The sequence below is a fragment of the Paraburkholderia lebeckiae genome (assembly GCF_050436225.1).
In the GTDB taxonomy this organism is placed as follows: Bacteria; Pseudomonadota; Gammaproteobacteria; order Burkholderiales; family Burkholderiaceae; genus Paraburkholderia; species Paraburkholderia tuberum.
Genome location: NZ_JBNDLU010000002.1, coordinates 2,272,226 through 2,293,487, shown reverse-complemented (window position 1 = coordinate 2,293,487; position 21,262 = coordinate 2,272,226). Strand labels below are relative to the sequence as shown.

Annotated in this window: 18 protein-coding genes and 1 pseudogene; 7 read left to right on the top strand and 12 right to left on the bottom strand. The window is 60.3% G+C overall.

All coding sequences use genetic code 11. The features are described from left to right. Window positions 1-114: 114 nt before the first annotated feature. Window positions 115-756, top strand: coding sequence for a hypothetical protein (locus tag OKW45_RS25200; protein WP_162633901.1), 642 nt, complete (start codon window positions 115-117; stop codon window positions 754-756). Between the two features lie 448 nt (window positions 757-1,204). Then, entirely contained in the window at window positions 1,205-2,218 is a 1,014-nt protein-coding gene (locus OKW45_RS25195) for an IS110 family RNA-guided transposase (protein ID WP_018418471.1), read from the top strand. A 462-nt stretch (window positions 2,219-2,680) separates the two neighbouring features. On the opposite strand, the gene OKW45_RS25190 is transcribed toward OKW45_RS25195, so the two are convergent. The 5 genes from OKW45_RS25190 to glcD all read right to left on the bottom strand — a co-directional run bounded on the left by OKW45_RS25190 (window position 2,681) and on the right by glcD (window position 7,356). Next, window positions 2,681-2,950, bottom strand: a complete 270-nt coding sequence (locus tag OKW45_RS25190) for a hypothetical protein (RefSeq protein ID WP_429471772.1) — start codon at window positions 2,948-2,950, stop codon at window positions 2,681-2,683. Between the two features lie 20 nt (window positions 2,951-2,970). Next, the gene (locus tag OKW45_RS25185) at window positions 2,971-3,378 is read right to left on the bottom strand and encodes a transposase (RefSeq protein ID WP_429471770.1); all 408 of its coding nucleotides are present in this window, start codon (window positions 3,376-3,378) and stop codon (window positions 2,971-2,973) included. A gap of 160 nt (window positions 3,379-3,538) precedes the next feature. Continuing rightward, window positions 3,539-4,756, bottom strand: coding sequence for a glycolate oxidase subunit GlcF (gene glcF, locus OKW45_RS25180; protein WP_018418470.1), 1,218 nt, complete (start codon window positions 4,754-4,756; stop codon window positions 3,539-3,541). A gap of 27 nt (window positions 4,757-4,783) precedes the next feature. After that, window positions 4,784-5,857 carry a glycolate oxidase subunit GlcE gene (gene glcE / locus OKW45_RS25175; RefSeq protein ID WP_429471768.1) on the bottom strand — a complete coding sequence of 358 codons (1,074 nt, stop codon included), beginning with the start codon at window positions 5,855-5,857 and terminating at the stop codon, window positions 4,784-4,786. Next, window positions 5,857-7,356: a glycolate oxidase subunit GlcD gene (gene glcD, locus OKW45_RS25170; RefSeq protein WP_018418468.1), complete on the bottom strand. Its 1,500-nt coding sequence runs from the start codon at window positions 7,354-7,356 to the stop codon at window positions 5,857-5,859. Before glcD ends, glcE begins: the two co-directional genes overlap by 1 nt. 236 nt (window positions 7,357-7,592) lie before the next feature. On the opposite strand from glcD, the gene glcC reads away from it, so the two are divergent. After that, window positions 7,593-8,348, top strand: coding sequence for a transcriptional regulator GlcC (gene glcC / locus OKW45_RS25165; RefSeq protein ID WP_018418467.1), 756 nt, complete (start codon window positions 7,593-7,595; stop codon window positions 8,346-8,348). Between the two features lie 80 nt (window positions 8,349-8,428). On the opposite strand, the gene OKW45_RS25160 is transcribed toward glcC, so the two are convergent. The 3 genes from OKW45_RS25160 to OKW45_RS25150 form a co-directional block, all read right to left on the bottom strand. Next, the gene (locus tag OKW45_RS25160) at window positions 8,429-10,597 is read right to left on the bottom strand and encodes a malate synthase G (RefSeq protein ID WP_018418466.1); all 2,169 of its coding nucleotides are present in this window, start codon (window positions 10,595-10,597) and stop codon (window positions 8,429-8,431) included. 91 nt (window positions 10,598-10,688) lie between these two features. Continuing rightward, complete coding sequence (locus OKW45_RS25155) at window positions 10,689-11,090, bottom strand: heme-binding protein (RefSeq protein WP_018418465.1); 402 nt, start codon at window positions 11,088-11,090, stop codon at window positions 10,689-10,691. Window positions 11,091-11,227: 137 nt separating this feature from the next. Continuing rightward, window positions 11,228-12,868, bottom strand: a complete 1,641-nt coding sequence (locus OKW45_RS25150; RefSeq protein ID WP_026225464.1) for an L-lactate permease — start codon at window positions 12,866-12,868, stop codon at window positions 11,228-11,230. Window positions 12,869-13,593: 725 nt separating this feature from the next. Here OKW45_RS25150 and OKW45_RS25145 point away from each other — a divergent pair. Together OKW45_RS25145 and OKW45_RS25140 are read left to right on the top strand one after the other, a co-directional pair. Further along, a complete protein-coding gene (locus tag OKW45_RS25145) occupies window positions 13,594-15,135 on the top strand; it encodes a catalase (protein WP_018418463.1) in 1,542 nt (513 codons plus the stop codon). Window positions 15,136-15,200: 65 nt separating this feature from the next. Continuing rightward, window positions 15,201-15,815, top strand: coding sequence for an ankyrin repeat domain-containing protein (locus OKW45_RS25140; RefSeq protein ID WP_051103739.1), 615 nt, complete (start codon window positions 15,201-15,203; stop codon window positions 15,813-15,815). A gap of 689 nt (window positions 15,816-16,504) precedes the next feature. On the opposite strand, the gene OKW45_RS25135 is transcribed toward OKW45_RS25140, so the two are convergent. Together OKW45_RS25135 and OKW45_RS25130 are read right to left on the bottom strand one after the other, a co-directional pair. Beyond that, window positions 16,505-16,870 (bottom strand): GntR family transcriptional regulator, encoded by a 366-nt coding sequence (locus tag OKW45_RS25135; RefSeq protein ID WP_429471766.1) that lies wholly within the window; start codon window positions 16,868-16,870, stop codon window positions 16,505-16,507. Between the two features lie 528 nt (window positions 16,871-17,398). Beyond that, window positions 17,399-18,031, bottom strand: a complete 633-nt coding sequence (locus OKW45_RS25130; protein ID WP_429471764.1) for a transposase — start codon at window positions 18,029-18,031, stop codon at window positions 17,399-17,401. A gap of 515 nt (window positions 18,032-18,546) precedes the next feature. On the opposite strand from OKW45_RS25130, the pseudogene OKW45_RS25125 reads away from it, so the two are divergent. Next, window positions 18,547-18,942 (top strand): annotated as a pseudogene (locus OKW45_RS25125) (transposase); the annotation flags it as partial. A gap of 220 nt (window positions 18,943-19,162) precedes the next feature. On the opposite strand, the gene OKW45_RS25120 reads toward OKW45_RS25125, so the two are convergent. Together OKW45_RS25120 and OKW45_RS25115 are read right to left on the bottom strand one after the other, a co-directional pair. Further along, complete coding sequence (locus tag OKW45_RS25120) at window positions 19,163-19,342, bottom strand: hypothetical protein (RefSeq protein WP_018418457.1); 180 nt, start codon at window positions 19,340-19,342, stop codon at window positions 19,163-19,165. Between the two features lie 763 nt (window positions 19,343-20,105). Then, window positions 20,106-20,561 carry a DUF3617 domain-containing protein gene (locus OKW45_RS25115; RefSeq protein WP_018418456.1) on the bottom strand — a complete coding sequence of 152 codons (456 nt, stop codon included), beginning with the start codon at window positions 20,559-20,561 and terminating at the stop codon, window positions 20,106-20,108. A 217-nt stretch (window positions 20,562-20,778) separates the two neighbouring features. On the opposite strand from OKW45_RS25115, the gene OKW45_RS25110 reads away from it, so the two are divergent. Next, entirely contained in the window at window positions 20,779-21,261 is a 483-nt protein-coding gene (locus OKW45_RS25110) for a hypothetical protein (RefSeq protein ID WP_429471763.1), read from the top strand. Window position 21,262: the final 1 nt, after the last annotated feature.

The window sequence follows — 21,262 nt, the reverse complement described above, 5'->3', positions numbered from 1 at the left end:
AAGATAGACTTCAAGACCGTACCCGCGGCGTTTGAGGACGCAGCCAAGGCCATTGTCTATCGGTACCTTCGCCGCGGTTGCGCGGGGCGGAAGCGACCCAAGGCAGCTACCCTGGTGAAGTTCTTCAATGGCGCAAACGATTTTCTCCAATACGTTGCTGGCCTGGGACTCAGAAGATTGAACGAGGTCACGCCGCTAGTTTGCTCGACCTATCTTCAACATCGTCGTGTGCCGAAGCAGCGAGGGAAGATGAAAGGAGATGTATCCGGTTCACAGGCACGACCTACGTCGAAGCTGCAGCATCTCAAAAAGCGCCGAATTGTCGAGCGAATCTATGAGCTAAGTCAGTTCACGAGCACGCCGATGAACAGCTATCCTTGGCCCGACAAACCGGCAGTTGGCCTGAAAGGCGGACGTGATCAAGCGGGAACGACGCCGCTCATCCCTAAGGTGTTCGAGGTGCTCTTAGCGTGGAACGTAGTCGAACAGGTGACCGCGCTCTTGGATCATCGCGACGCCCTTGATGAGGTTGAGCGCCGCAATCCGGGAATTGTTCCGAAATACGTGACGATGAAGAAGAACGACGTCTTGGCGCAGCGTGGATTCAAAGGTACCTACGCATGCTGCTGGTACATGGCGCGAGAGCTGTTGTTCAGCAGGCCGGCAGACACAGCGATGTCCTCTCAAAATGGAACATTGAGATGCAAGGCCGACGCGGAACGAACATCACAGCAGTCGCACTGGCAAACAAGATAGCCCGGACGATCTGGTCATTACTAGCTCGAGGGCAGGAATACAAGCCATGTGAGACAACTGGTTGCGGGTTTCCGTCCATTGCGAACGGTAGAACTACGATGGCCGTTGCTGATCGTGCGAAGCCAGGCACATCGTTGTGAAAAGCGACAGGCATCTCGATATCGAATGTACATTATGATCAGGAATGCGAACGCAACAGGCGTGAGCGATCATGGCGCATGGCGCCGTCAGTGAAGTGCGAGCCACGCGCTGGTTCAGCAGTAGTGGCGCAGGTTGATCATCGTATAGGCAAGCGTCTTGAACGCATAGTGAACGTCACTGATGCGCTCAAAGCGCAGCAGCAGACGGCGGAACTTGAAAATCATCTAGCGGGCCTCCCACCGCCGCCCTCTCGGGCGGCGGGGTTAAAGTGAGTTTGCGAACCGCTTTAACCGGAAGGAGGCTCATCATGAACTATAGCGGCATTGATCTGCACTCGAACAACAGCGTGGTCACGGTGATCGATGAAACGGACCGGATCGTGGCAGAAAAGCGCCTTCCCAACGAGCTCCCGAAGATTCTCGCGTTTCTTGCCCCGTGGCAAGAAACGCTCGCGGGCGTGGTCGTCGAGTCAACGTTCAACTGGTACTGGCTGGTTGACGGGCTGCAGGCATCAGGCTTCACGGTCCATCTGGCCCACACAACGGCCATCAGGCAGTATGACGGGCTCAAGCACAGTGGCGACGAGACGGATGCCCGTTACCTGGCCCGGCTGCTGAGACTGGGCATCCTCCCCACCGGGACGATCCTGCCGCTCGAAGCGCGCAGCGTGCGTGATCTCGCCCGCAAGCGCATGCAGCTGGTCCGCAGCCGCACCAGCCACATGCTTGCGATCGAGAACCTCACGGCTCGGCATCACGGCATGCGCATATCCAGTAGTCAGGTCCTGCGGCTGACGGCCGAATCCATCGAGCAGATGGGACTGCCGGCCGAGGTCGCGCTCGCCATACAGGCCAACCTGGCCGTCGTCTCGACGCTTTCCACCCAGATCGAAGTGCTGGAAAAGCGGCTGGCCGACAAAGTTCGGCCGCGCGCCGAGTATGCACTGCTTACCAGCGTGCCCGGCATCGGCCAGATCCTGGCAACGGTCATCCCGCTGGAAACCGGCTCCATTGAGCGTTTCGCAAACGTCGGTAACTTCGCCTCCTATGCCCGCTGCGTGGGCAGCTGCCACACCAGCAACGGCAAGAAGAAAAGCGAAGGCAACATCCGTAACGGCAACCGGTACCTGTGCTGGGCGTTCGTGGAAGCAGCCAATTTCGCCCAGCGCTATTGCGCTGAGGCCAGGCGTTTTTATGAACGCAAGAAAGCCCGTACCAACCCGATCGTCGCACGCAAGGCGTTGGCGCACAAGCTGGCGCGTGCATGCTTCCATATTCTGAAGGAGAACAAACCGTTTGATGTGACGCGCTGCTTCACGTGATCCTTTCGACGGCGACCGGCAAGCCCCGTGGGAGGATTGGGTTCCAGCCCAGGAATTTGAATGGGATGCCGTGCCGCCGTCCCCGAATGCAGTCAAGGCGGATCGCCTGCGACGCGAGCATCGACGGATTGGCGCCCTGATGGGGCAGCCCTCGAATTTGTACGGATTCCCTGGACGCGTTGCGGTACCAATGTTCTTCCGGGGCGGCATGGCCGCCAGGGCGAAAGGCACCGGTTGTACCGCCGATTGCTTGATCCAGATGGGTGTCTGGCGCGATTCGTCGCAGCCAGCATTGAAGTCACGGGCGCGTTCGGCCACCTGTATTCGGGTATTGAATCCGAAAAACGGCTACCCAGGCAGCCGGGGATATCGATTACTCACTTGACACGGGCCCGCTAATGGGTGTCCTCCCAGGCGAATACCCGCTCAATGGTCCTGAAACGCTCCTCGAAGATGGCCGGATCATAGCGCTGCTTGGCCTCGCTTCGGTGTTTTGCGTCCGCGCGGATTCTCGGGGATGTTCGGGGTCATGCCGCGATTGAAGATCGCCTTGCGGTTGGCCCTGCAGTCGTAGACGCCATCCAGGCTGACGATTGAACCGTGCAGGCCCGCGCCAATGGCGCGGGCCATGGCGGTGAGGCTTGGCAGCGCGTCGCGCAACAGCGGTGATTCGTTGCGGTTGCCGGGAGCGCTGATGAATGGAGCAATGAGGTTGCAGTTGCGATCGCACAAGGCCACCACCTTGTCGCCCTTCAGATGCTTGTGCCGCTATACCCGAGATTGTCGCCGCCTTTCTTCGCCGCCGTCGTGGTACCGTCGCCGTGGATGACCGAAAGGTCAAGCAGCTGGTCCTGATGAAGCTGCTGCACCGAGCCCGAAAAGATGGCATCGATACAACCATCGGCCTGCGAGCGACGAAACGTGCGGTAGATGCGCGTATAGTGGATTTCAGGGCGACCTTCTGCATTCCTGTCGATCGGCAGCATCTTCCATTGACAACCCATGTACAGCGCCTGCAGGATGTAGTTGAAGATCTTGTGCAAGGCCAGCGTGGGGCGAGGTCCGCGACGGCCCAGGCTCAGATGCGGCCAGACAAATTGCTCGAACTGCTCCAGGCGCAATCTTGTTGGAATCTCTTGCCAGCATGGGCTTCGGGTCATTCGCTGAGTCCAGAAATCTGGACTTTAGCCGATCTGGCTACTCGGACCTGAAATCCAGTCCGGGCGCGGCGTGCAGACAAACTCCATAGCCGTCGAAAACCCGCAACCAGTTGATTGTCTCCAGTCTCTCGCTATGTTGGTCAATAAGGTGATTCGGCGTTCACGCGATGGCCTCGTCGACAATCTCGATCCAGTGACGTACCGCGGTCCGGCCCGCACCGCCGAGATGGGTCTGACACCCGATGTTCGCGGTCGCGATGACATCGGGCTTGCCGCTTTCGAGCGCATCGAGCTTGTTGTCGCGAAGCTTGCGGGAAAGCTCGGGCTGCGTGAATGCATACGTTCCCGCTGATCCGCAGCACAGATGCGCGTCGGGCACGCCCGTGAGGGTAAATCCGAGTCGGGTAAGCAGGCCTTCGATGGACCCGCCGAGTTTCTGCGCATGCTGAAGCGTGCAAGGGCAGTGGAAGGCGACCCGCTGGTCCGGTTTGACCGGCAGACGTTCGATGGGCAGGCGCGCGAGCGCTTCGCCAATGTCACACGCCAGTTCGCTCACGTGCCGGGCCTTCTCGGCATAGGCGGGGTTGTCGCGCAGAAGATGACCATACTCCTTGACGAACGCGCCGCAGCCGCTCGCCGTTTGAATGATGGCTTCCGCGCCAGCTTCGACCTTCGGCCACCACGCGTCGATGTTGCGCCGGGCGCGGTCGAGGCCCGCGTTCTGCGCATCGAGGTGATAGTCGACGGCGCCGCAGCAACCCACCTCCGACACTGCGTCGATGCTGACGCCCAGACGATCGAGCACGCGCGCGGTCGCGGCATTGGTATTCGGCGAGAGCGAGCGTTGTGCGCAGCCTTCGAGCATCAGCATGCGGCGCTTGTGCCGTACCGGCGGGCGCGTCCCCGCGCTGATGACCTTGTGCGGAATCTTGTCGGCGATGTTCGACGGCAATGCGCCGCGCAGGAGTTGACCCGCTTTGAGCATGGCGCCGAACGTGCGCGGGCGCGGAATGACCTTACGCAGCCCGGTACGCATCACGCGTTGCGCGAAGGGACGCTCGACGCTCCGGTCTAGCATATCGCGGCCGATATCGAGCAACGAGTGATACTTCACCCCCGACGGACACGTCGTCTCGCAGTTGCGGCAGGTGAGGCAGCGATCGAGGTGCAGTTGCGTTTTGTCGCTGACAAGCTCGCCTTCGAGCATCTGCTTGATCAGATAGATGCGTCCGCGCGGGCCATCCAGTTCATTGCCCAGTAGTTGATACGTCGGACAAGTCGCGTTGCAGAAGCCGCAGTGCACACACGTGCGAAGAATGTCCTCCGCTTCTTTCGCGCGCGGAAGTGAGAGAGCCTGATTGCTGAGTTTCGTTTGCATGGTGTGGAAGTCTCCGGCGCTCGATGTTCAATAGTCTGCGTACATCCGGCCCGGATTGAAGATGCCGTGTGGATCGAGGCGCACTTTCAGTTGTTGATGCAGGCGCATCAATGGCGAAGGAATCGGATGAAACGGCTCGACATCGCTGCGCGGAGTGAAGCAGGTGGCATGACCGCCGGCCGCGGTTGCGATCGCGCGGATGTCGGCTGCGCTCGCATCGCTCTTGAGCCAGCGTTGAGCGCCGGCCCAGTCGAGCAGCACGGCACCCGGCAGTTCGACCAGCGGCGCCGCGTTAGGCAACGACAGACGCCATAGCGGGCGAGGATCGTCGAAGAACGCAAGCCGCTGATCGCGCAGGTCGTCCCAGAAGCGCGGATCGAGTTCCTTGCCGCCAATGCGATCCACGGCGGATCGAACCAGTCCCGTGCCGCCTTCGAGCCGCACATGCAGCGCACCGTCGATGAAGCACGCCCCGCTCAAGGGCAGCGCGGCGCGGCGCCACGCCGACAGTTCGCGCATCGCGTCGCTTGCTTCCATCGCGATCGCAAGACTCGCGGATGCGCGCGCCTTCGGCAGCACCTTCAATGAAATCTCCGTGATGAGTCCAAGACAGCCGAAGCTGCTGCTCATCAGCCGCGAAACATCGAAGCCCGCGACATTCTTCATGACTTGACCGCCGAAACGCAGATGCTTGCCTTCGCCCGTAATGACCCGGCAGCCCAGGACGAAGTCGCGCACGGAACCGCACCACGGACGACGCGGTCCCGCGAGGCCGGCGGCAACCGCGCCGCCTGCCGTCGCCTGGCCGCCATAACTCGCCGGCTCACAGGGCAACATCTGATTGGCGTCGTCCAGTACGGCGTTGAGTTCGGCGAGCGGCGTTCCCGCACGCGCGGTGATCACGAGCTCGCTCGGGTCATAGCTGACGATGCCGCGGTGCGAACGCGTGTCGATCTCTCGCGAGCCTGGCGCGGCCGGCCGGCCCAGAAACGCCTTGCTCGACGCGCCACGAATGAGAAGCGGTTGTCTGGACGCGATTGCGGCCTGCACTTCTTCGACGAGACGCACGCTATCGTCGTGGGTGATTGAATCGCGCCGCATCAGAAACGCTCCAGTTCGGGAAAGGGCAGTGCGCCGTGATGGACGTGCATCGAACCGAATTCGGCGCAGCGATGTAGTGTTGGCACGTTCTTGCCGGGATTGAGCAGGCCGGCGGGATCGAATGCCGCCTTGACCGCGTGGAAGAAGCTCAGTTCGTCGGCGTTGAACTGCGCGCACATTTGATTGATCTTTTCGCGTCCGACGCCATGCTCGCCCGTGATGCTGCCGCCCACTTCAACACAGAGCTCAAGGATGCGCGCGCCGACGGCTTCCGCGCGTTCCGTTTCGCCGGGCGCGTTAGCATCGAACAGAATCAGCGGATGCATGTTGCCGTCGCCCGCGTGGAATACATTCGCCACGCGCAGACCGTACTCTTGCGAGAGCGCCGCGATGCCGCGCAGTACACGCGACAATTCCCGGCGCGGAATCGTGCCGTCCATGCAGTAATAGTCCGGAGAAATGCGGCCCACAGCCGGAAACGCGTTCTTGCGGCCCGCCCACAACCGCTGCCGTTCCGCTTCGTTCGCGGCGAGGCGAATATCGGTCGCACCCGCGGCTCGCAGGAGCGTTTCAACGCGCTCGCAGTCTTCCTGCACGTCCGACTCCGCACCATCTAATTCGCAAAGCAAGAGCGCTTCGGCATCGACCGGATAGCCAGCGTGGATGAAGTCCTCGGCCGCCCGGATGGCGAGGTTGTCCATCATCTCGAGGCCGCCTGGAATCACACCCGCTCCGATGATCTGCGCAACTGCGTCGCCGGCGCGCTCGACGTCGTCGAAACTGCCGAGCAGCACCTTGGCGCTCTGAGGCTTCGCAAGCAGCTTGACCGTGACTTCGACGACCACACCGAGCATGCCTTCTGATCCGGTAATGAGCGCGAGCAGGTCGAATCCCGGCGAATCGAGCGCTTCGGACCCGAGCGTCACGCGTTCACCATCGATCGTCAGGATATCCACTTTCAGGATGTTGTGGACCGTGAGCCCGTATTTGAGGCAGTGGATGCCGCCTGCGTTCTCCGCGACGTTGCCGCCAATCGAGCAGGCGATCTGCGACGATGGATCGGGTGCGTAGTAAAGGCCGTGCGGTGCCGCCGCCTGCGATATCGCGAGGTTGCGCACGCCGGGCTCCACCCGCGCGATGGACGCTTCCGGCTCGAGTTCGAGAATGCGGTTGAAGCGCGCCATCACGAGCAGAATGCCTTTCTCGAGCGGCAGGGCGCCACCTGAGAGGCCGGTGCCCGCGCCGCGCGCCACGACCGGGATGCGATTCGCCGACGCATAGGCGAGCAGCGTCTGCACTTCGTCGACCGTGCCGGGCAAGGCAACGAGCATCGGCGTAATGCGATACGCAGACAGTCCGTCGCATTCGAACGGACGGAGGTCTTCTTTCTCGTGCAAAAGCTGAAGACCGGGCGACAGCGATCGCAGCTCGCGGACGATCTTGGCTTTATCTTGATCGACGAGTGGGCCGTCGATTCGTTCATCGTAAGCATAGGTCATGCGGTGTCTCCTTGCGGACAGCTTGGCAATCCCTGTCCAAAGCGCATATTGGCGAAGATTTTTGCGGGTCCCTGCCCGTTTGTCGATGCTTTTCAAGCTGGTAATACCAGTTTATTGGCGATGCGCTCGCGGTGGATTCACTGCCTTCGCGTTCTTTCGAGGCTTACATGACCGTCTCGTGCAATAAAGCGTGGTACGATTGTGACTGGTAATACCAATCAGAAAGTCGAGGCGATATGGAAGACACGAAGCGTAATCTTGCCGATGTCGTGGTCGAACGCATTGAGCGATTGATTGTTGACGGTGTGCTTAAAGAGGGGCAGGCGCTTCCGTCCGAACGTCGTCTCACGGAAAAGCTCGGTGTCTCGCGTACGGCGTTGCGTGAAGGCCTGAAAGTCCTGCGTGCGCGCGGACTGATAGAAACATCGCAAGGAAAGGGGTCGGTCGTGGCTAATCTGACTGTCGAGCCCGCACAGACGCCGATGATGCATCTACTGAGTTCGCAGCCGCGCACGCTGTATGACCTGCTCGAGGTGCGCGAGATGATCGAAGCGGAGTCCGCCCGGCTGGCTGCATTGCGCGGCACGGCAGCCGATCATGTCCTGATCAACCGCCGCTACGAAGCAATGTTGGCAGCGGAATCCGAAGACACCGATGCCCCAACCCATGCGCGGCTCGATCACGCCTTTCATCTGGCGATTTGCGAGGCATCGCATAACCCGGTGCTCGTTCATACGCTGTCCTTTCTCAACGACCTGATGTTGAGTTCTGTGTTCGCGTCCGTGAACAACCTCTATCACCGCGAGCCACACAAACGTATGATTGACCGGCAGCACGCCCGGCTCTACAACGCGGTCACGGGCCAGTTGCCGGAGCAGGCGCGGCGCGCGGCGAGCCAGCATATCCGTAGCGTGCGCGACAGCTTTTCGGAGATCGAGCAGGAAGAACAGCGACTGGTGCGCTCGACACTGCGGCTCGAGGGATGGTCCTAGTCGACGGCGCCATCGGCAATGCGCCTCGAAGGCTGGCTTGCATCCAGCCTTCGAGGTCAGACTTCCCCGAAGCGATTCGCTTAGTGCTTTCGCTGCGTTCTAAACGCATGCAGCAGGGGCTCGGTATAGCCGCTCGGTTGAGCTCGCCCATCAAGCACCAGTGCCAACGCAGCCTTGAACGCTAGAGACTTGTCGTAGGCGGGCACCATCGGCTGATAGCTGGGATCGCCCGCGTTCTGCTTGTCCACGACATCGGCCATGCGCTCGAAAGTTTCCCGAACCATTTCCGTCGTCACGACCCCATGATGCAGCCAGTTCGCAATGTGCTGGCTGGAAATGCGCAGGGTGGCACGGTCTTCCATGAGACCGACGTTGTGGATATCGGGCACCTTCGAGCAGCCCACGCCCTGGTCGATCCAGCGAACCACGTAACCGAGAATGCCTTGAGCGTTGTTCTCGACTTCGCTGCGAATCTCACCGTGAGTCCACTCTGCGCGCTCGACGACGGGAATCGTCAGCAGGCCATCGAGCAGTTCGTCGCGCACGCTGGAGAGATCAGTGGTCTCTAGCGCCTTCTGCACTTCCTGCACATCGATCTGATGATAGTGAAGGGCGTGCAGCGTCGCGGCGGTTGGCGACGGGACCCACGCGGTATTGGCGCCCGCTTTCGGGTGAGCGATCTTCTGCTCGAGCATCGCGTGCATGAGGTCGGGCATCGCCCACATACCCTTGCCAATCTGCGCGCGTCCGCGCAGGCCGGCCGCAAGACCGGTCAGCACATTGCTGCGCTCATACGCGGCGATCCACTTGCTCGACTTCATGTCGCCCTTGCGCATCATCGGGCCCGCTTCCATCGACGTATGCATCTCGTCGCCGGTCCGGTCGAGGAAACCCGTGTTGATGAACGCGACGCGTGCGGCGGCGGCGTTAATGCAAGCGGCGAGGTTCACGCTCGTGCGGCGCTCCTCATCCATGATGCCCATCTTGATGGTGTTGCGGGGAAGACCAAGCAAGTCCTCGATCCGCCCGAACAGCTCGCTCGCGAATGCGACTTCCGCGGGGCCGTGCATCTTCGGCTTCACGATATAGATGGAGCCGGTGCGCGAGTTCAGCTTGTGCGTGCGGTCGTGCAAGGCGCAGAGGGTCGTGACGACGCCATCGAGAATGCCTTCAGGGATCTCGCGGCCTTCGACGTCGAGCACCGAAGGGTTCGTCATCAAGTGACCGACGTTACGGATGAACAGCAGCGAGCGGCCATGCAACGTGACCGGCTTGCCGTCAGCGCCGGTGTATTCACGGTCGGCGTTCAGACGACGCGTGAAGGTCTTGCCGCCCTTCGTCACTTCTTCGGTGAGCTCGCCGGTCATCAGGCCGAGCCAGTTGCGATACAACTGCACCTTGTCGTCGGCATCGACGGCGGCGACCGAATCTTCGCAGTCGATGATCGTGCTCACGGCTGCCTCCATGAGCACATCCTTCACATGCGCGGCGTCCGTCTTTCCGATGACATCGTTCGCGTCGAACTGAATCTCGAAATGCAGGCCGTTGTGTTCGAGAAGCACTGCGGACGGCGCGTTCGCTTCGCCCACGAAGCCAATGAACGCAGCCGGATCCTTCAGACCCTTCGTACGTCCATTCACCGACACGACCAGCTCTCCGTTCTCGACCTTATAGCCCGTCGCTTCTGCATGCGAGCCGTCAGCGAGCGGTGCCGCCTGATCCAGAAAGCGGCGCGCGAACGCAATGACGCGTGCGCCACGCTTCGGGTTGTACTCCGCCGACCGGGCAGCGCCGTCGGTCTCATCGATCGCGTCGGTGCCATACAGTGCGTCGTAGAGGCTGCCCCAGCGAGCGTTCGCGGCGTTGAGCGCGTAGCGCTGGTTGGACAGCGGCACGACCAGCTGCGGGCCGGCTTGTTCGGCAATTTCCCGATCCACGCCGGTCGTGGTCGCATGAACACTCGCCGGCGTCGGCACGATGTAGCCGATGCTCTCCAGGAAACTGCGATAGGCGTTCAGATCGCGCACGGGGCCCGAGTGCTCGCGGTGCCATGTGTCGAGTTCGGCTTGCAGCCGGTCGCGCTCGGCAAGCAGCGCGCGATTCTTCGGCGCCAGGTCGTGAACGATGGCGGCGAATCCGCGCCAGAATTGCCCCAGGTCGACACCGGTGCCGGGCAATGCCTCGGTTTCGATGAAATGGGCGAGCTTCTCAGCGACACGGAGACGGTCGCGCCGAGTCATTTCCGTCATGTACTGCTCCAAGGTGACTTGCGATTCAGGGCTGGTCGCTGCGAGCGCGTACGCTCGGCAGGGACTTGATGCTCGGGGAGGATATACGCGCTCAGGCGAGTGATGCCGCGCCGGCTTTTGCGATCTGTGAATCTTCAGCGGGCTTCATTCCGGAGACGCCGATGGCGCCAACGACGTGACCGTCTGCAATCAAAGGAACGCCGCCTTCGAGTGCGGTGACGATCGGTGCGGTGGTAAAGGCGGTACGTCCGCCGTTGACCATGTCTTCGTAAGCCTTCGATTCACGGCGCCCCACGGCTGCCGTACGGGCCTTGCCGATCGAGATATCGGCGCCGATCGGTGCGCAGCCGTCCAGACGCAACATGCCGAGCAAATGGCCTCCGTCGTCGACCACTGCGATCGCGACAGGCCAGTTCTGCTTGTTTGCCTCGGCCTGCGCAGCGGAAAGCACACGGGTCACGTCGTCGATGGAAATCACAGGTTTCGTTTGCATAAGGAATCTCTTTTTCGATAACTACGATAGCCGCGCGTCGAAGGCTCTCTGAATACAGAGAGCCCTCGACGCGCGAAACTGCACTCGGAACATGCAAGGAAAGGCTTACAACTTGATACACACCGACGGCCACGCGGTCAATGTGGCAGCGTGGGAATCATCCAGCTCAGGACGTGCTGCTGAAGGAAGACCAGCACGCCGAGCAGAAGAGTGAGAAACACGCTATGCCAGAACGTGCGGGCGAATACGAGGCCTTCCTTGCCCTTGAGCTCGGTCGTCGACACACCGGTCGCGATGTTCTGCGGCGAGATCATCTTTCCCATCACGCCGCCTGACGAGTTGGTTGCTGCCATCAGCACCGGATCGAGACCGACTTGGCGAGCCGCAACGACCTGCAGGTTGCCGAAGAGCGCATTTCCCGAGGTGTCGCTGCCCGACAGAAACACAGCGATCCATCCCAGCGATGCCGAGACCAGCGGGAACAGTGCTCCCGTCGACGCCACGCCCATGCCAAGGGTGTAGCTCATGCCCGAATAGTTCAACAGGTAGGCGAGTCCCACGATCATCATGACTGTCAGAATGGCGATTCGCGTCTGACGCCAGGTCTTGACGACGCAGTCGAAGAAGGCGGCGACACCGGTACGCGTCCACACAGCCGTGATCAGCGCGGCAACGAGAATGGCCGTGCCCGTTCCCAGCGGCTGGAAGTCCCAGACTGCAGCGTAAGGCTTGTTGTACAGCGTCACGAAAACCGCGTTATGCAAGCCGGGCCACTGCACTTTGACGTCGCCGATGGCCGCAATGTCGGCATGGACCCAAAAGATCACGACGACCGAGACCACGATCCAGGGCAACCAGCCGCCATAACCGACGGGCGCGCCCGGCTTTTCCACGCCCGCGCTGCGCACGACTGCGAACTCGGGGTCAGGTTCAGGCCGCCACAGTTTCAAGAACCCGATTGTGACCACGAGCGACGTAAGGGACGAAAGTACGTCCGTTAGCTGATAACCGAGGAAATTGGACGTGACGAACTGAGCGGCCGCGAAGCTCCCACCCGACGCAAGGAGGGCTGGCCAGAGTTTGCGGATGGAGCGAAATCCGCCGTAGACACCGACGACGTAGAAAGGCAGCAGCAACGCGAAGAAGGGTAGCTGCCTGCCGACCATTGCGGCGAGCGTCGGCGCCGGGAGCGACGTGACGGCACCCAGCACGGTGATTGGCACACCGAGCGCCCCGAATGCGACAGGAGCGGTGTTAAAGATCAGCGTGTAGGTGAGGGCCTCCAATGCCGGAAAGCCCAGTGCGACGAGAAGCGCGCTGGTGATCGCGATAGGCGTGCCGAAGCCCGAAATCCCTTCCAGCAGGCAGCCGAACGAAAAGGCGACGACGAGCAGCACGAGACGTCGGTCGTTAGGCAAATGATCGAGCATCCACTGCCGAAACTGGTCGAAGCGCCCGGATTTCACCGCGATGTTATAGAGCAGGAGGGCATTGACCACGATCCACATCACGGGCACCAGCGCGAGCGCCATGCCTGCGGCGACAGAATCGAACGCGATGCCGACGGGCATCTTCCATACGCCTATAGCAATTGCAAGCCCGGCAATCAAGCCGGCCAACGAAGCCTGCCATGCTGGACGGCGCAACAGACCAAGCATGACAAGGGCCACGGCGATCGGCACGGCCGCGACGAGGAACGAAAGCAGCAGGGAGTGCCCAACTGGCGTGAGCGGCTGCGAAAAGACTGGAGCTGGAATTGCGGGTACTGCGGATGTCATCGTGTCTCCTATTTTTGGACCGTGATTTCGCGAACCGGGTCTCGATTTGTGTTCGTTAGGGCGGTCGCCGTTTCCAACGCTCACCGCTTAGCGGATGCAAAGCGCGGCATCCAACGTCTGAACGTCGCGAATTCTTGCAGCAACCCGCTGCAACTGTCCATCTCGCATCGACTGGTAATACCAGTTTTTTTCGTGACTGGAGATGCGTTCGACGAGAAAAGACCGGGTATCAAGACCCGAAGCTCTGTGCTGCAGAATGACGCACGCATGCTACGTCGTGGTCATACCAGCGGCGCTTGCGCGCTGCGCGGACTGATCTTGATTGCCGTTTGTTAGATAAGGTGCTGCTACCAAGACTGCAGCAAAAAGAAGGGCCGAACCTCAGCGGCGTTTCGCACGGCACATGGTATCGATGCCCACGGTTCGTGTTCGTGGTTTCTTCCGCCTGCCATTGCTAGCGGGCGACGGGCAGTAGAATCAAATGCTTATACATGTACAGCCACACTAGCGCGAGACGAGATTCTCGTGAACTTGCGCAACCGATGTGATCGAACTGCCCGCGTGAGGGTCCGTTAAGGCCACAACAGCGGCCGTTCCCCTTCTTACCGACTGAGCGACAGAGAAGGGGCGCTATTGCTATCGCTTCGATCGAAAAAAAAGATTGGCCAGATGAATGGCTGGCCCATAGCATGCCCGTCGCACCTCTCTCGAATCAGGATCACGACATGAATGTACGGAAGACAAAGATAGCAGCTGGCATTTTCTCGATCGTCTCGGCAATCGCCGTGGCTCCGCTCGTACATGCGGCGGACCTGACCCGAGACAGCGGACCGCCTGTCGGCGACAACCAGAATTCGCAGACCGCGGGTGCCGAAGGCCCGGTTCTGTTGCAGGACTCCTATCTCATCGAGAAGCTGCAGCGTTTCGATCGGGAGCGCATCCCCGAGCGCGTCGTGCATGCGCGCGGCACAGGCGCCTTCGGCGAATTCGTACCGAGCGCCGACATCGGTTCGCTGACCAACGCCAAGGTATTCACGCCCGGCACGAAAACCCCTGTCTTCGTGCGATTCTCGACGGTGATGGGGTATCGCGGCTCGCCCGAGCAGGCACGGGATCCGCGCGGTTTCGCCATCAAGTTCTACACGCAGCAAGGCAACTGGGACATGGTCGGCATCAACTGGCCGATCTTCTTCATTCGCGACGCCATCAAGTTCCCTGACTTCGTGCACGCGAACAAGCCGTCGGCCGTGACCGGCGTGCAGGACGCCAACCTGGCATTCGACTTCTTTGCGCATACGCCTGAAGCAACGAACATGCTGACGCACCTCTACACGGACGCGGGCATGCCGGATTCGTACCGCAATATGGACGGTTTCGCGGTGCACGCATTCAAGTTCGTCAATGCGCAAGGCGAAGTTAACTACGTGAAGTTCCACTGGAAGAGCCAACAGGGCATCCACGGACTGCGCCCGCAAGAGATCGCGGCTTCGATCGGCAAGGACTGGAACCTGACGACCAATGACCTGTACAACTCGATCAAGGCGCATCAGTATCCCCGGTGGGACCTCTATGTCCAGGTAATGTCGCCGAAGGATCTGGACAAGTTCGATTTCGATCCGCTCGACGACACGAAGGTGTGGCCGTCTTCGATTGCGGAGCAGAAAGTGGGCACGATGACGCTCAACCGCATTCCCGACAACTATTTCGAGTCGACGGAAGAATCGGCGTTTGCGCCGTCCAGACTTGTGCCGGGTATCGAGCCGTCCGAGGACCGGATGCTGCAAGGCCGGTTGTTCTCGTATGCCGACACTCAGATGTATCGCCTCGGTGCGAACTACAACCAGTTGCCGATCAACCACCCGCTCGTCTCGGTTAGCAATAACAATCAGGATGGCTTGATGAACGGCGGCGATCGGAAGGGCGAAGTGAACTACGAACCGTCCACCATCGCGGAGATTGCCCAGCAGAACAAGTACAAGTCCGTGCAGACGCCGCTCAGCGGGACGACCCAGCAAAGGGCGATCCACAAGACACTCGATTTCCGTCAGGCCGGTGAGTACTACCGGACGCTGCCGGAAGACCAAAAGGCGGACCTGATCACGGCGCTTGCGGGCGACCTGTCGCACGTGACCAACGACGCGAACAAGTACACGATGCTTTCGTACTTCTACAAGGCCGATGCCGACTACGGTACGCGCCTGACGCAAGCGACAAAGGCAGATGTCGCGCGTGTGCGGGATGCGGCGGCACACCTCAGCGACAACTAAAGTGCCAAGGGGCCTGCGCAAGTAGGCTCCAGATTGGTTGAATAGGGTTGCTCACGGAGAACGTAATGCGAGGATTATCGACTGTGCGGCGCATTGTCCGGACCGCCACGGTCACGGCAATTGCCGCACTGTTGGCGGCGGGTTGTGCGGAGCACGTTTATCGGTCAGGAGGGTATTCGGCCGCGGCCGTTACCCCGAACTTTGCGGATGACTGGTTCGCGGCGGCGCGTGCCGGGCGCACCGATATCATACAGGCGCTGGTCGACGCCCGTTTCCCGCTCGAGACAAAGACGCCCGAAGGCTATACCGCGTTGATTCTCAGCGCGTATGACGATCACCCCAAGACACTGAAGGCCCTTCTTTCTGCAGGCGCCAACGCTTGCGCTGCCGACCGGCACGGCAATACGGCTTTGATGGGGGCGCTTTTCAAAGGCGAGAAGGACATTGCGACGATACTGCTCGATACGCATTGCGACATCGATCAGACCAACAACGCGGGGGAAACGGCATTGTCGTTTGCTGCGCTATTCGGCCGTCTCGATATGCTCCCGGTGCTCATCGCACATGGCGCCAACGTCAATCATGTCGATGCGCGAGGCGGGACCGCATTGCAAATCGCGATCACACAAGGTAATACGTCTGCGGCCGATGCATTGCGCCGCGTCGGCGCTACGCAATAAACCCCGGGAGAAAGCCCGTTTAATTGAACCTTTAGAGCGGCAGAACATCGGGGGTTTGTGCGACGGGTCTGTCCATTTGACGGCATTGAGGCGAAACGGCGACAAAGGTGGGCACTGTGGTCTCATCGTTCTCTGGCATGGAGCGTGCATAGTTCGCTCCGGCGCCAGCCGCGACTCAGCCTGTTCAAGCAGGCGATAGAGATGCAGTCGGCGCTAGCGCGCCGTGCGGCAATTGAAACGGAAAACGAACTCGTCAACATAGCAGTCGCGCTGGATCGGCTTGACCAGCGCACGCACGTCAGAATCACGTCGAGCTGATAATGCTGGACACGAACGCCTCAACGGCGAGAATCGGCCTCGGCGGCCTTCGTATCGGGGCTCGCGAGCACCATTTTGTGAAACGACGTGGTCGCGATACCACATTCAGCAGATATAGACCAACGAGTTGCAGGAGCCAAAAGCGTGCCATAAGCAGGAGCCGCTGTGCGCGCATTCTGCTCGTCAGTATCGAGTGCATGCACATGATCGGCAGCACGTGCTTCGGCGCGAGTCCTTCCCCGCTGATCAATTCTACTGATTAGCGGGGGACATATGTAGTCCTCAATATTGGAAGTCCGCGGGTGTATGTCCCGCCTTCGTGGCAGCTACCTGTCAATGCGACTAGTGTCACCGAAGGCGGGACAGACCATCTATGCGGGCAAGCGTCGAAGAACCCCCAAGATCACGAGCCGTCCGGTGTTCCCAGGGGACCGGCCGCTATATGCGCTTTTGCGGTCCCGGTATGCAAAGTATCGGAGATGTCTTCCATCGATGTGGCATGCACCGCGGTTCCGGTGGCGTCTGTTGCCGATCGTGAGCCCGCGTCGCCTCGCTTCCCGGAGCACCCGATTGACCGTATTTACATGTAGCCCGAGGAAGTCAGCCAGCATTCGCTGTGAAGGAAGTCTGTCGCGGGCTTGAACCGACCCCGCCTGGATGGCAAGTTCGATTGCATCGGCCAGCGCCAGGTACGCGGGGCCGGCCCAAGGGGCGAGCTGAAAAATGGATGTGTCCATGCCGGCCTCGCAGAAATGGCTTACGATTCCGTACGCGCTGGCCATAGTTGATTTGTCGGGGATCGCAGTACTGGTGAACGGCCCAAGTCGCGCGATCGCCACACGGTATTTGCCGTCGAGGCAAACCCGTTCGCAGCGTGTCCACTGGAACGGGCTCCTCGGTTCGGCACTGCCGTGCGCGACGTTGCGTGGCCTAACCCGCCGCGCACGGCTCAAACCGATCAGAATGGCATCGCGCCTTTCGCGCCGCTCTGCTCCTCGGCATCCGCGTTGCTGCCATGCTGGTTGTTGCCGCCGTGACCATGATCCGAATCGAAATTGAACATGTCGAACAGGTCGCCAAAAACGGCTACCCAGGCAGCCGGGGATATCGATTACTCACTTGACACGGGCCCGCTAATGGGTGTCCTCCCAGGCGAATACCCGCTCAATGGTCCTGAAACGCTCCTCGAAGATGGCCGGATCATAGCGCTGCTTGGCCTCGCTTCGGTGTTTTGCGTCCGCGCGGATTCTCGGGGATGTTCGGGGTCATGCCGCGATTGAAGATCGCCTTGCGGTTGGCCCTGCAGTCGTAGACGCCATCCAGGCTGACGATTGAACCGTGCAGGCCCGCGCCAATGGCGCGGGCCATGGCGGTGAGGCTTGGCAGCGCGTCGCGCAACAGCGGTGATTCGTTGCGGTTGCCGGAGCGCTGATGAATGGTGCAATGAGGTTGCAGTTGCGATCGCACAAGGCTACCACCTTGTCGCCCTTCAGATGCTTGTGCCCGCTATACCCGAGATTGTCGCCGCCTTTCTTCGCCGCCGTCGTGGTACCGTCGCCGTGGATGACCGAAAGGTCAAGCAGCTGGTCCTGATGAAGCTGCTGCACCGAGCCCGAAAAGATGGCATCGATACAACCATCGGCCTGCGAGCGACGAAACGTGCGGTAGATGCGCGTATAGTGGATTTCAGGGCGACCTTCTGCATTCCTGTCGATCGGCAGCATCTTCCATTGACAACCCATGTACAGCGCCTGCAGGATGTAGTTGAAGATCTTGTGCAACGCCAGCGTGGGGCGAGGTCCGCGACGGCCCAGGCTCAGATGCGGCCAGACAAATTGCTCGAACTGCTCCAGGCGCAATCTTGTTGGAATCTCTTGCCAGCATGGGCTTCGGGTCATTCGCTGAGTCCAGAAATCTGGACTTTAGCCGATCTGGCTACTCGGACCTGAAATCCAGTCCGGGCGCGGCGTGCAGACAAACTCCATAGCCGTCGAAAACCGCAACCAGTTGCATTCCCATCTGATGAGCCTTGAGAATGTGATATTCGACGAACTTGTTAGCCTCGACGAAATGTTCTACGTCTCCTCCCCCCCGGGCCAGCGTAGACGTAGAGTGAACATATGCACATCCGAACTGTGTGTCGACGGCAACGAATCGACGACACACCCCGATCTGAGGTCAAGCACATCTTGGTGCTGCCTGGAAGCCGCAAACTGTGGAAGCGTTCCTAAGAACGCGACGATCAGATTAAGTTGTTGCATCTATTGGCCCGTCTCGTTTTTATCATTTCGGCACCGTGGAATCCAAGGACGCGCCAAGCGCATTGCCGGTGCCTGAATTTTCCGCGATCATTGCACAACTAAAGAAACGGCGAAATCCGCTCTACTTCATTGCATTGTTGTGGCCTAGCCTTAAGCGCAAAAGGGGCAGCAAAATTTATATGGCTGTCGAGACGTTAGGTCTGCTACTGGCGGTGCACATCACGCCGGCCAACGACCAGGAGCGTGCACAGGTAGCCGAGCTTGGGCGTCAGGTTCAGCAAGCAACCGGCCAGACGGTAAAGCTTGCATTCGCTGCCCAGGGCTATACCGCTGACACGGCTAGACAGGTTGCGCATGACGAAGGTATCGAACTGCAGATCATCAAGTTGCGAGAGGCAAAGAAGGGCTTCGTGCTGTTGCCGCGACGATGGGTCGTTTCGGTTGGTTCAACCGATTCCGGCGACTGGCGAGATTACGAGCGCCTGCCCGAAACATTGGCAGGCCTACACTTCGTTGTCTTCGCCATGCTCATGCTTGTACATGTCGCACCGACTATTCAAGTTCCTAACACCCTCTGGGATGACCAGATAGCGAGCGGCACGGTGCGTTCGCCAGCGGCCAGTCTTCGGATCTATCTGCGACGCGATCCAGAACAGGCCGAAAATGGCGACCGGCACAAAGACAAAGAAAGCGATCAACACGAGACTACCTATATTCGGTGGTTGAGGCGAACGGCCTCCAATTCGTACTTACTCGATCGCGGCCCGCTTACTGCGTGCTCACCGTCGAAGGCAGACGCAATCCCGTGACTTCCAGCACGGCTTCCTGAGCGTCGGACGGGACTTTCTGCTCGGTCAGATTCGCCTTGAGGGAGATGATCTGCGTTTGCTGACGCCGCTGGATATCGGCATTGAGCTCGCCAATGCGGTGGACGTACCAATTGTTCACGCATGCCTTGTCCGTGCAGTTGTGCTGTCGCCACGTCCGTTGGCTGGAACGTGTGGATCCGGTAGCGCGTCTGCATTGCGCGTTCGAGGTCGAAGCCGAGCCGGTTCGGCGCGGGCAGCGATTCGACACGGTTCGGCGAGCCGTCCGTGCTCGATCTCGTCAAATCGGGCGCGGCCTGACGCTGGCCCGCGACGCAACCGCCATCGTCGTCTTCCCGCGACAGTTCGTCCATAGCCACAATCGCGAGGAGCGCGGCTACAGGGCAAGATCTCCCCAGATGCATCCGGTCGGCCTCGAGCGCGTCGCTGTCCGGTGCGAGATCTTTGGCGCGGCTGTGGAGCGTCGCGAGCTTGTCCGTCCAGCGAAGACAGTTCCGGGTCTTCGCAGACCAACCTTTCCGAGCTGGACAGGCTATGGCGACACGGCAAACTGGCGGCTTGTGCGTGTCCAGCGGCGGCGAACAGGGTGAACGCGGCGGCAGTCACGCCTGCCTCTCGCACGACACGGCAAGCTACGTCGGTGCCTTGGTGGACGATTCCGAACGAGAACATGACAGATACCCAATCACGTGAAATGAAGTGACGTTCCTGCATCGGAACACATCAAAAGCATGAGGGGAAGCTAGTGGCGGATCGACATGCAGACGACCCCACCAGCACCAATCGCTGTGCCCACAACCACGCCTGAAAGAAAAGTCTGACTGGCGCAAGCCGACCCGCTAAACATGATGATTACCGAGAGCAATGAAATAATCGTCGCGTCCTCAAGAACAGTCTCCCAGACGTCGTGCTCGCACGGTGTGCTGAATGGAGCGGGAACCCAAAGGCATTTTCAGTTCGAACGACTCCGACAGAGTCAACTGCTCAGGCGTAGCCGTCGCCTTGCCGGATCCGGACATCGTCGGACCTTCGCAGGCCAGTATCCATGAAGACTGCGCACCATCACGACGAACGTTGGAGTACTCGCACTTGGGGCGCGGCTTCGACACATCGTCAGTCGGCTGGGGCGCAGCATCCATCAGCGCTTTCTCCGGGATCGAGTCAAGTGCTGACTCCGAAATGCAGGCCGTTCGAACGCGCTCGTCCGAGCCGCCGAAGGGCAGGCCTTGGAAGGCGCCCGTCAGTTCCCACTTCCCGGGTTTCACTGCTACCTGGGCGAATGCGCTCGCCTGTACCGCTATTGCCAGCCAGACGAGTGATCGCGCTCTGGGCAACGCCATGACGTTCCTCCGTGGTTGCAGAAGTAGCGAGTTTAGGCTTCAACGCGCTGCTGACCATGCACGAAACGTGACGGCATGTGATAAATGCACGGTTGATGTCACATGGCGTCTCTCACGCAAGTGGCATAGCGACGGCGGCGAGATCACAGTGTGGGCTCGTGGCACACCTTCGTCGGCGCATCCATGCCGAGCAACCTCCTATACCAACGGTACCTTCATGAATTACCTCATTCGACTTTCGGCACTGGGTTCGATTTCAATCGCGTCGCTCCTGGCTGCGTGCACGACCGCAGGGCCAACGGCCTCAAAGGCTCTACCGAAGAGCGTGCCCGATATTTCCGTTCTGGTCGACTGCGGGAGCTGTCAGGTGCGCTCCACCGTTCCGGAGCTGATCCGTAGGGGCTATGTGGAGGCAGCGGCCAAGGCCGGTGTACAGGTCGTGGGGGACTCGCAAACGACGCTGACGATCAAGGACTACACGGAACGTGGTGTTGCGGTTCGATCCGCTTCCTTCGTCGTTTCCCTCCTCTTCCCACCGCTCGCGTATGCGCTGACGGATGTGAAGGATGAGATAAGGGCCGACGCATTGGTCGATGGAAAACAGGTGTCGCTGGAATACGACTACCGCATTCCGTTCTTTGGTATCGAGACCGTTGCACAGAAGCTCGGCGAGCGGACCTTCCAGGCAGCTGTCAAATAGC

Coding starts and splice junctions, on each gene's coding strand:
- OKW45_RS25195 (WP_018418471.1), top strand. CDS start 1,205: ATGAACTATAGCGGCATTGATCTGCACTCGAACAACAGCGTGGTCACG.
- OKW45_RS25185 (WP_429471770.1), bottom strand. CDS start 3,378: ATGACCCGAAGCCCATGCTGGCAAGAGATTCCAACAAGATTGCGCCTG.
- glcF (WP_018418470.1), bottom strand. CDS start 4,756: ATGCAAACGAAACTCAGCAATCAGGCTCTCTCACTTCCGCGCGCGAAA.
- glcE (WP_429471768.1), bottom strand. CDS start 5,857: ATGCGGCGCGATTCAATCACCCACGACGATAGCGTGCGTCTCGTCGAA.
- glcD (WP_018418468.1), bottom strand. CDS start 7,356: ATGACCTATGCTTACGATGAACGAATCGACGGCCCACTCGTCGATCAA.
- glcC (WP_018418467.1), top strand. CDS start 7,593: ATGGAAGACACGAAGCGTAATCTTGCCGATGTCGTGGTCGAACGCATT.
- OKW45_RS25160 (WP_018418466.1), bottom strand. CDS start 10,597: ATGACGGAAATGACTCGGCGCGACCGTCTCCGTGTCGCTGAGAAGCTC.
- OKW45_RS25155 (WP_018418465.1), bottom strand. CDS start 11,090: ATGCAAACGAAACCTGTGATTTCCATCGACGACGTGACCCGTGTGCTT.
- OKW45_RS25150 (WP_026225464.1), bottom strand. CDS start 12,868: ATGACATCCGCAGTACCCGCAATTCCAGCTCCAGTCTTTTCGCAGCCG.
- OKW45_RS25145 (WP_018418463.1), top strand. CDS start 13,594: ATGAATGTACGGAAGACAAAGATAGCAGCTGGCATTTTCTCGATCGTC.
- OKW45_RS25140 (WP_051103739.1), top strand. CDS start 15,201: ATGCGAGGATTATCGACTGTGCGGCGCATTGTCCGGACCGCCACGGTC.
- OKW45_RS25135 (WP_429471766.1), bottom strand. CDS start 16,870: ATGGACACATCCATTTTTCAGCTCGCCCCTTGGGCCGGCCCCGCGTAC.
- OKW45_RS25130 (WP_429471764.1), bottom strand. CDS start 18,031: ATGACCCGAAGCCCATGCTGGCAAGAGATTCCAACAAGATTGCGCCTG.
- OKW45_RS25115 (WP_018418456.1), bottom strand. CDS start 20,561: ATGGCGTTGCCCAGAGCGCGATCACTCGTCTGGCTGGCAATAGCGGTA.
- OKW45_RS25110 (WP_429471763.1), top strand. CDS start 20,779: ATGAATTACCTCATTCGACTTTCGGCACTGGGTTCGATTTCAATCGCG.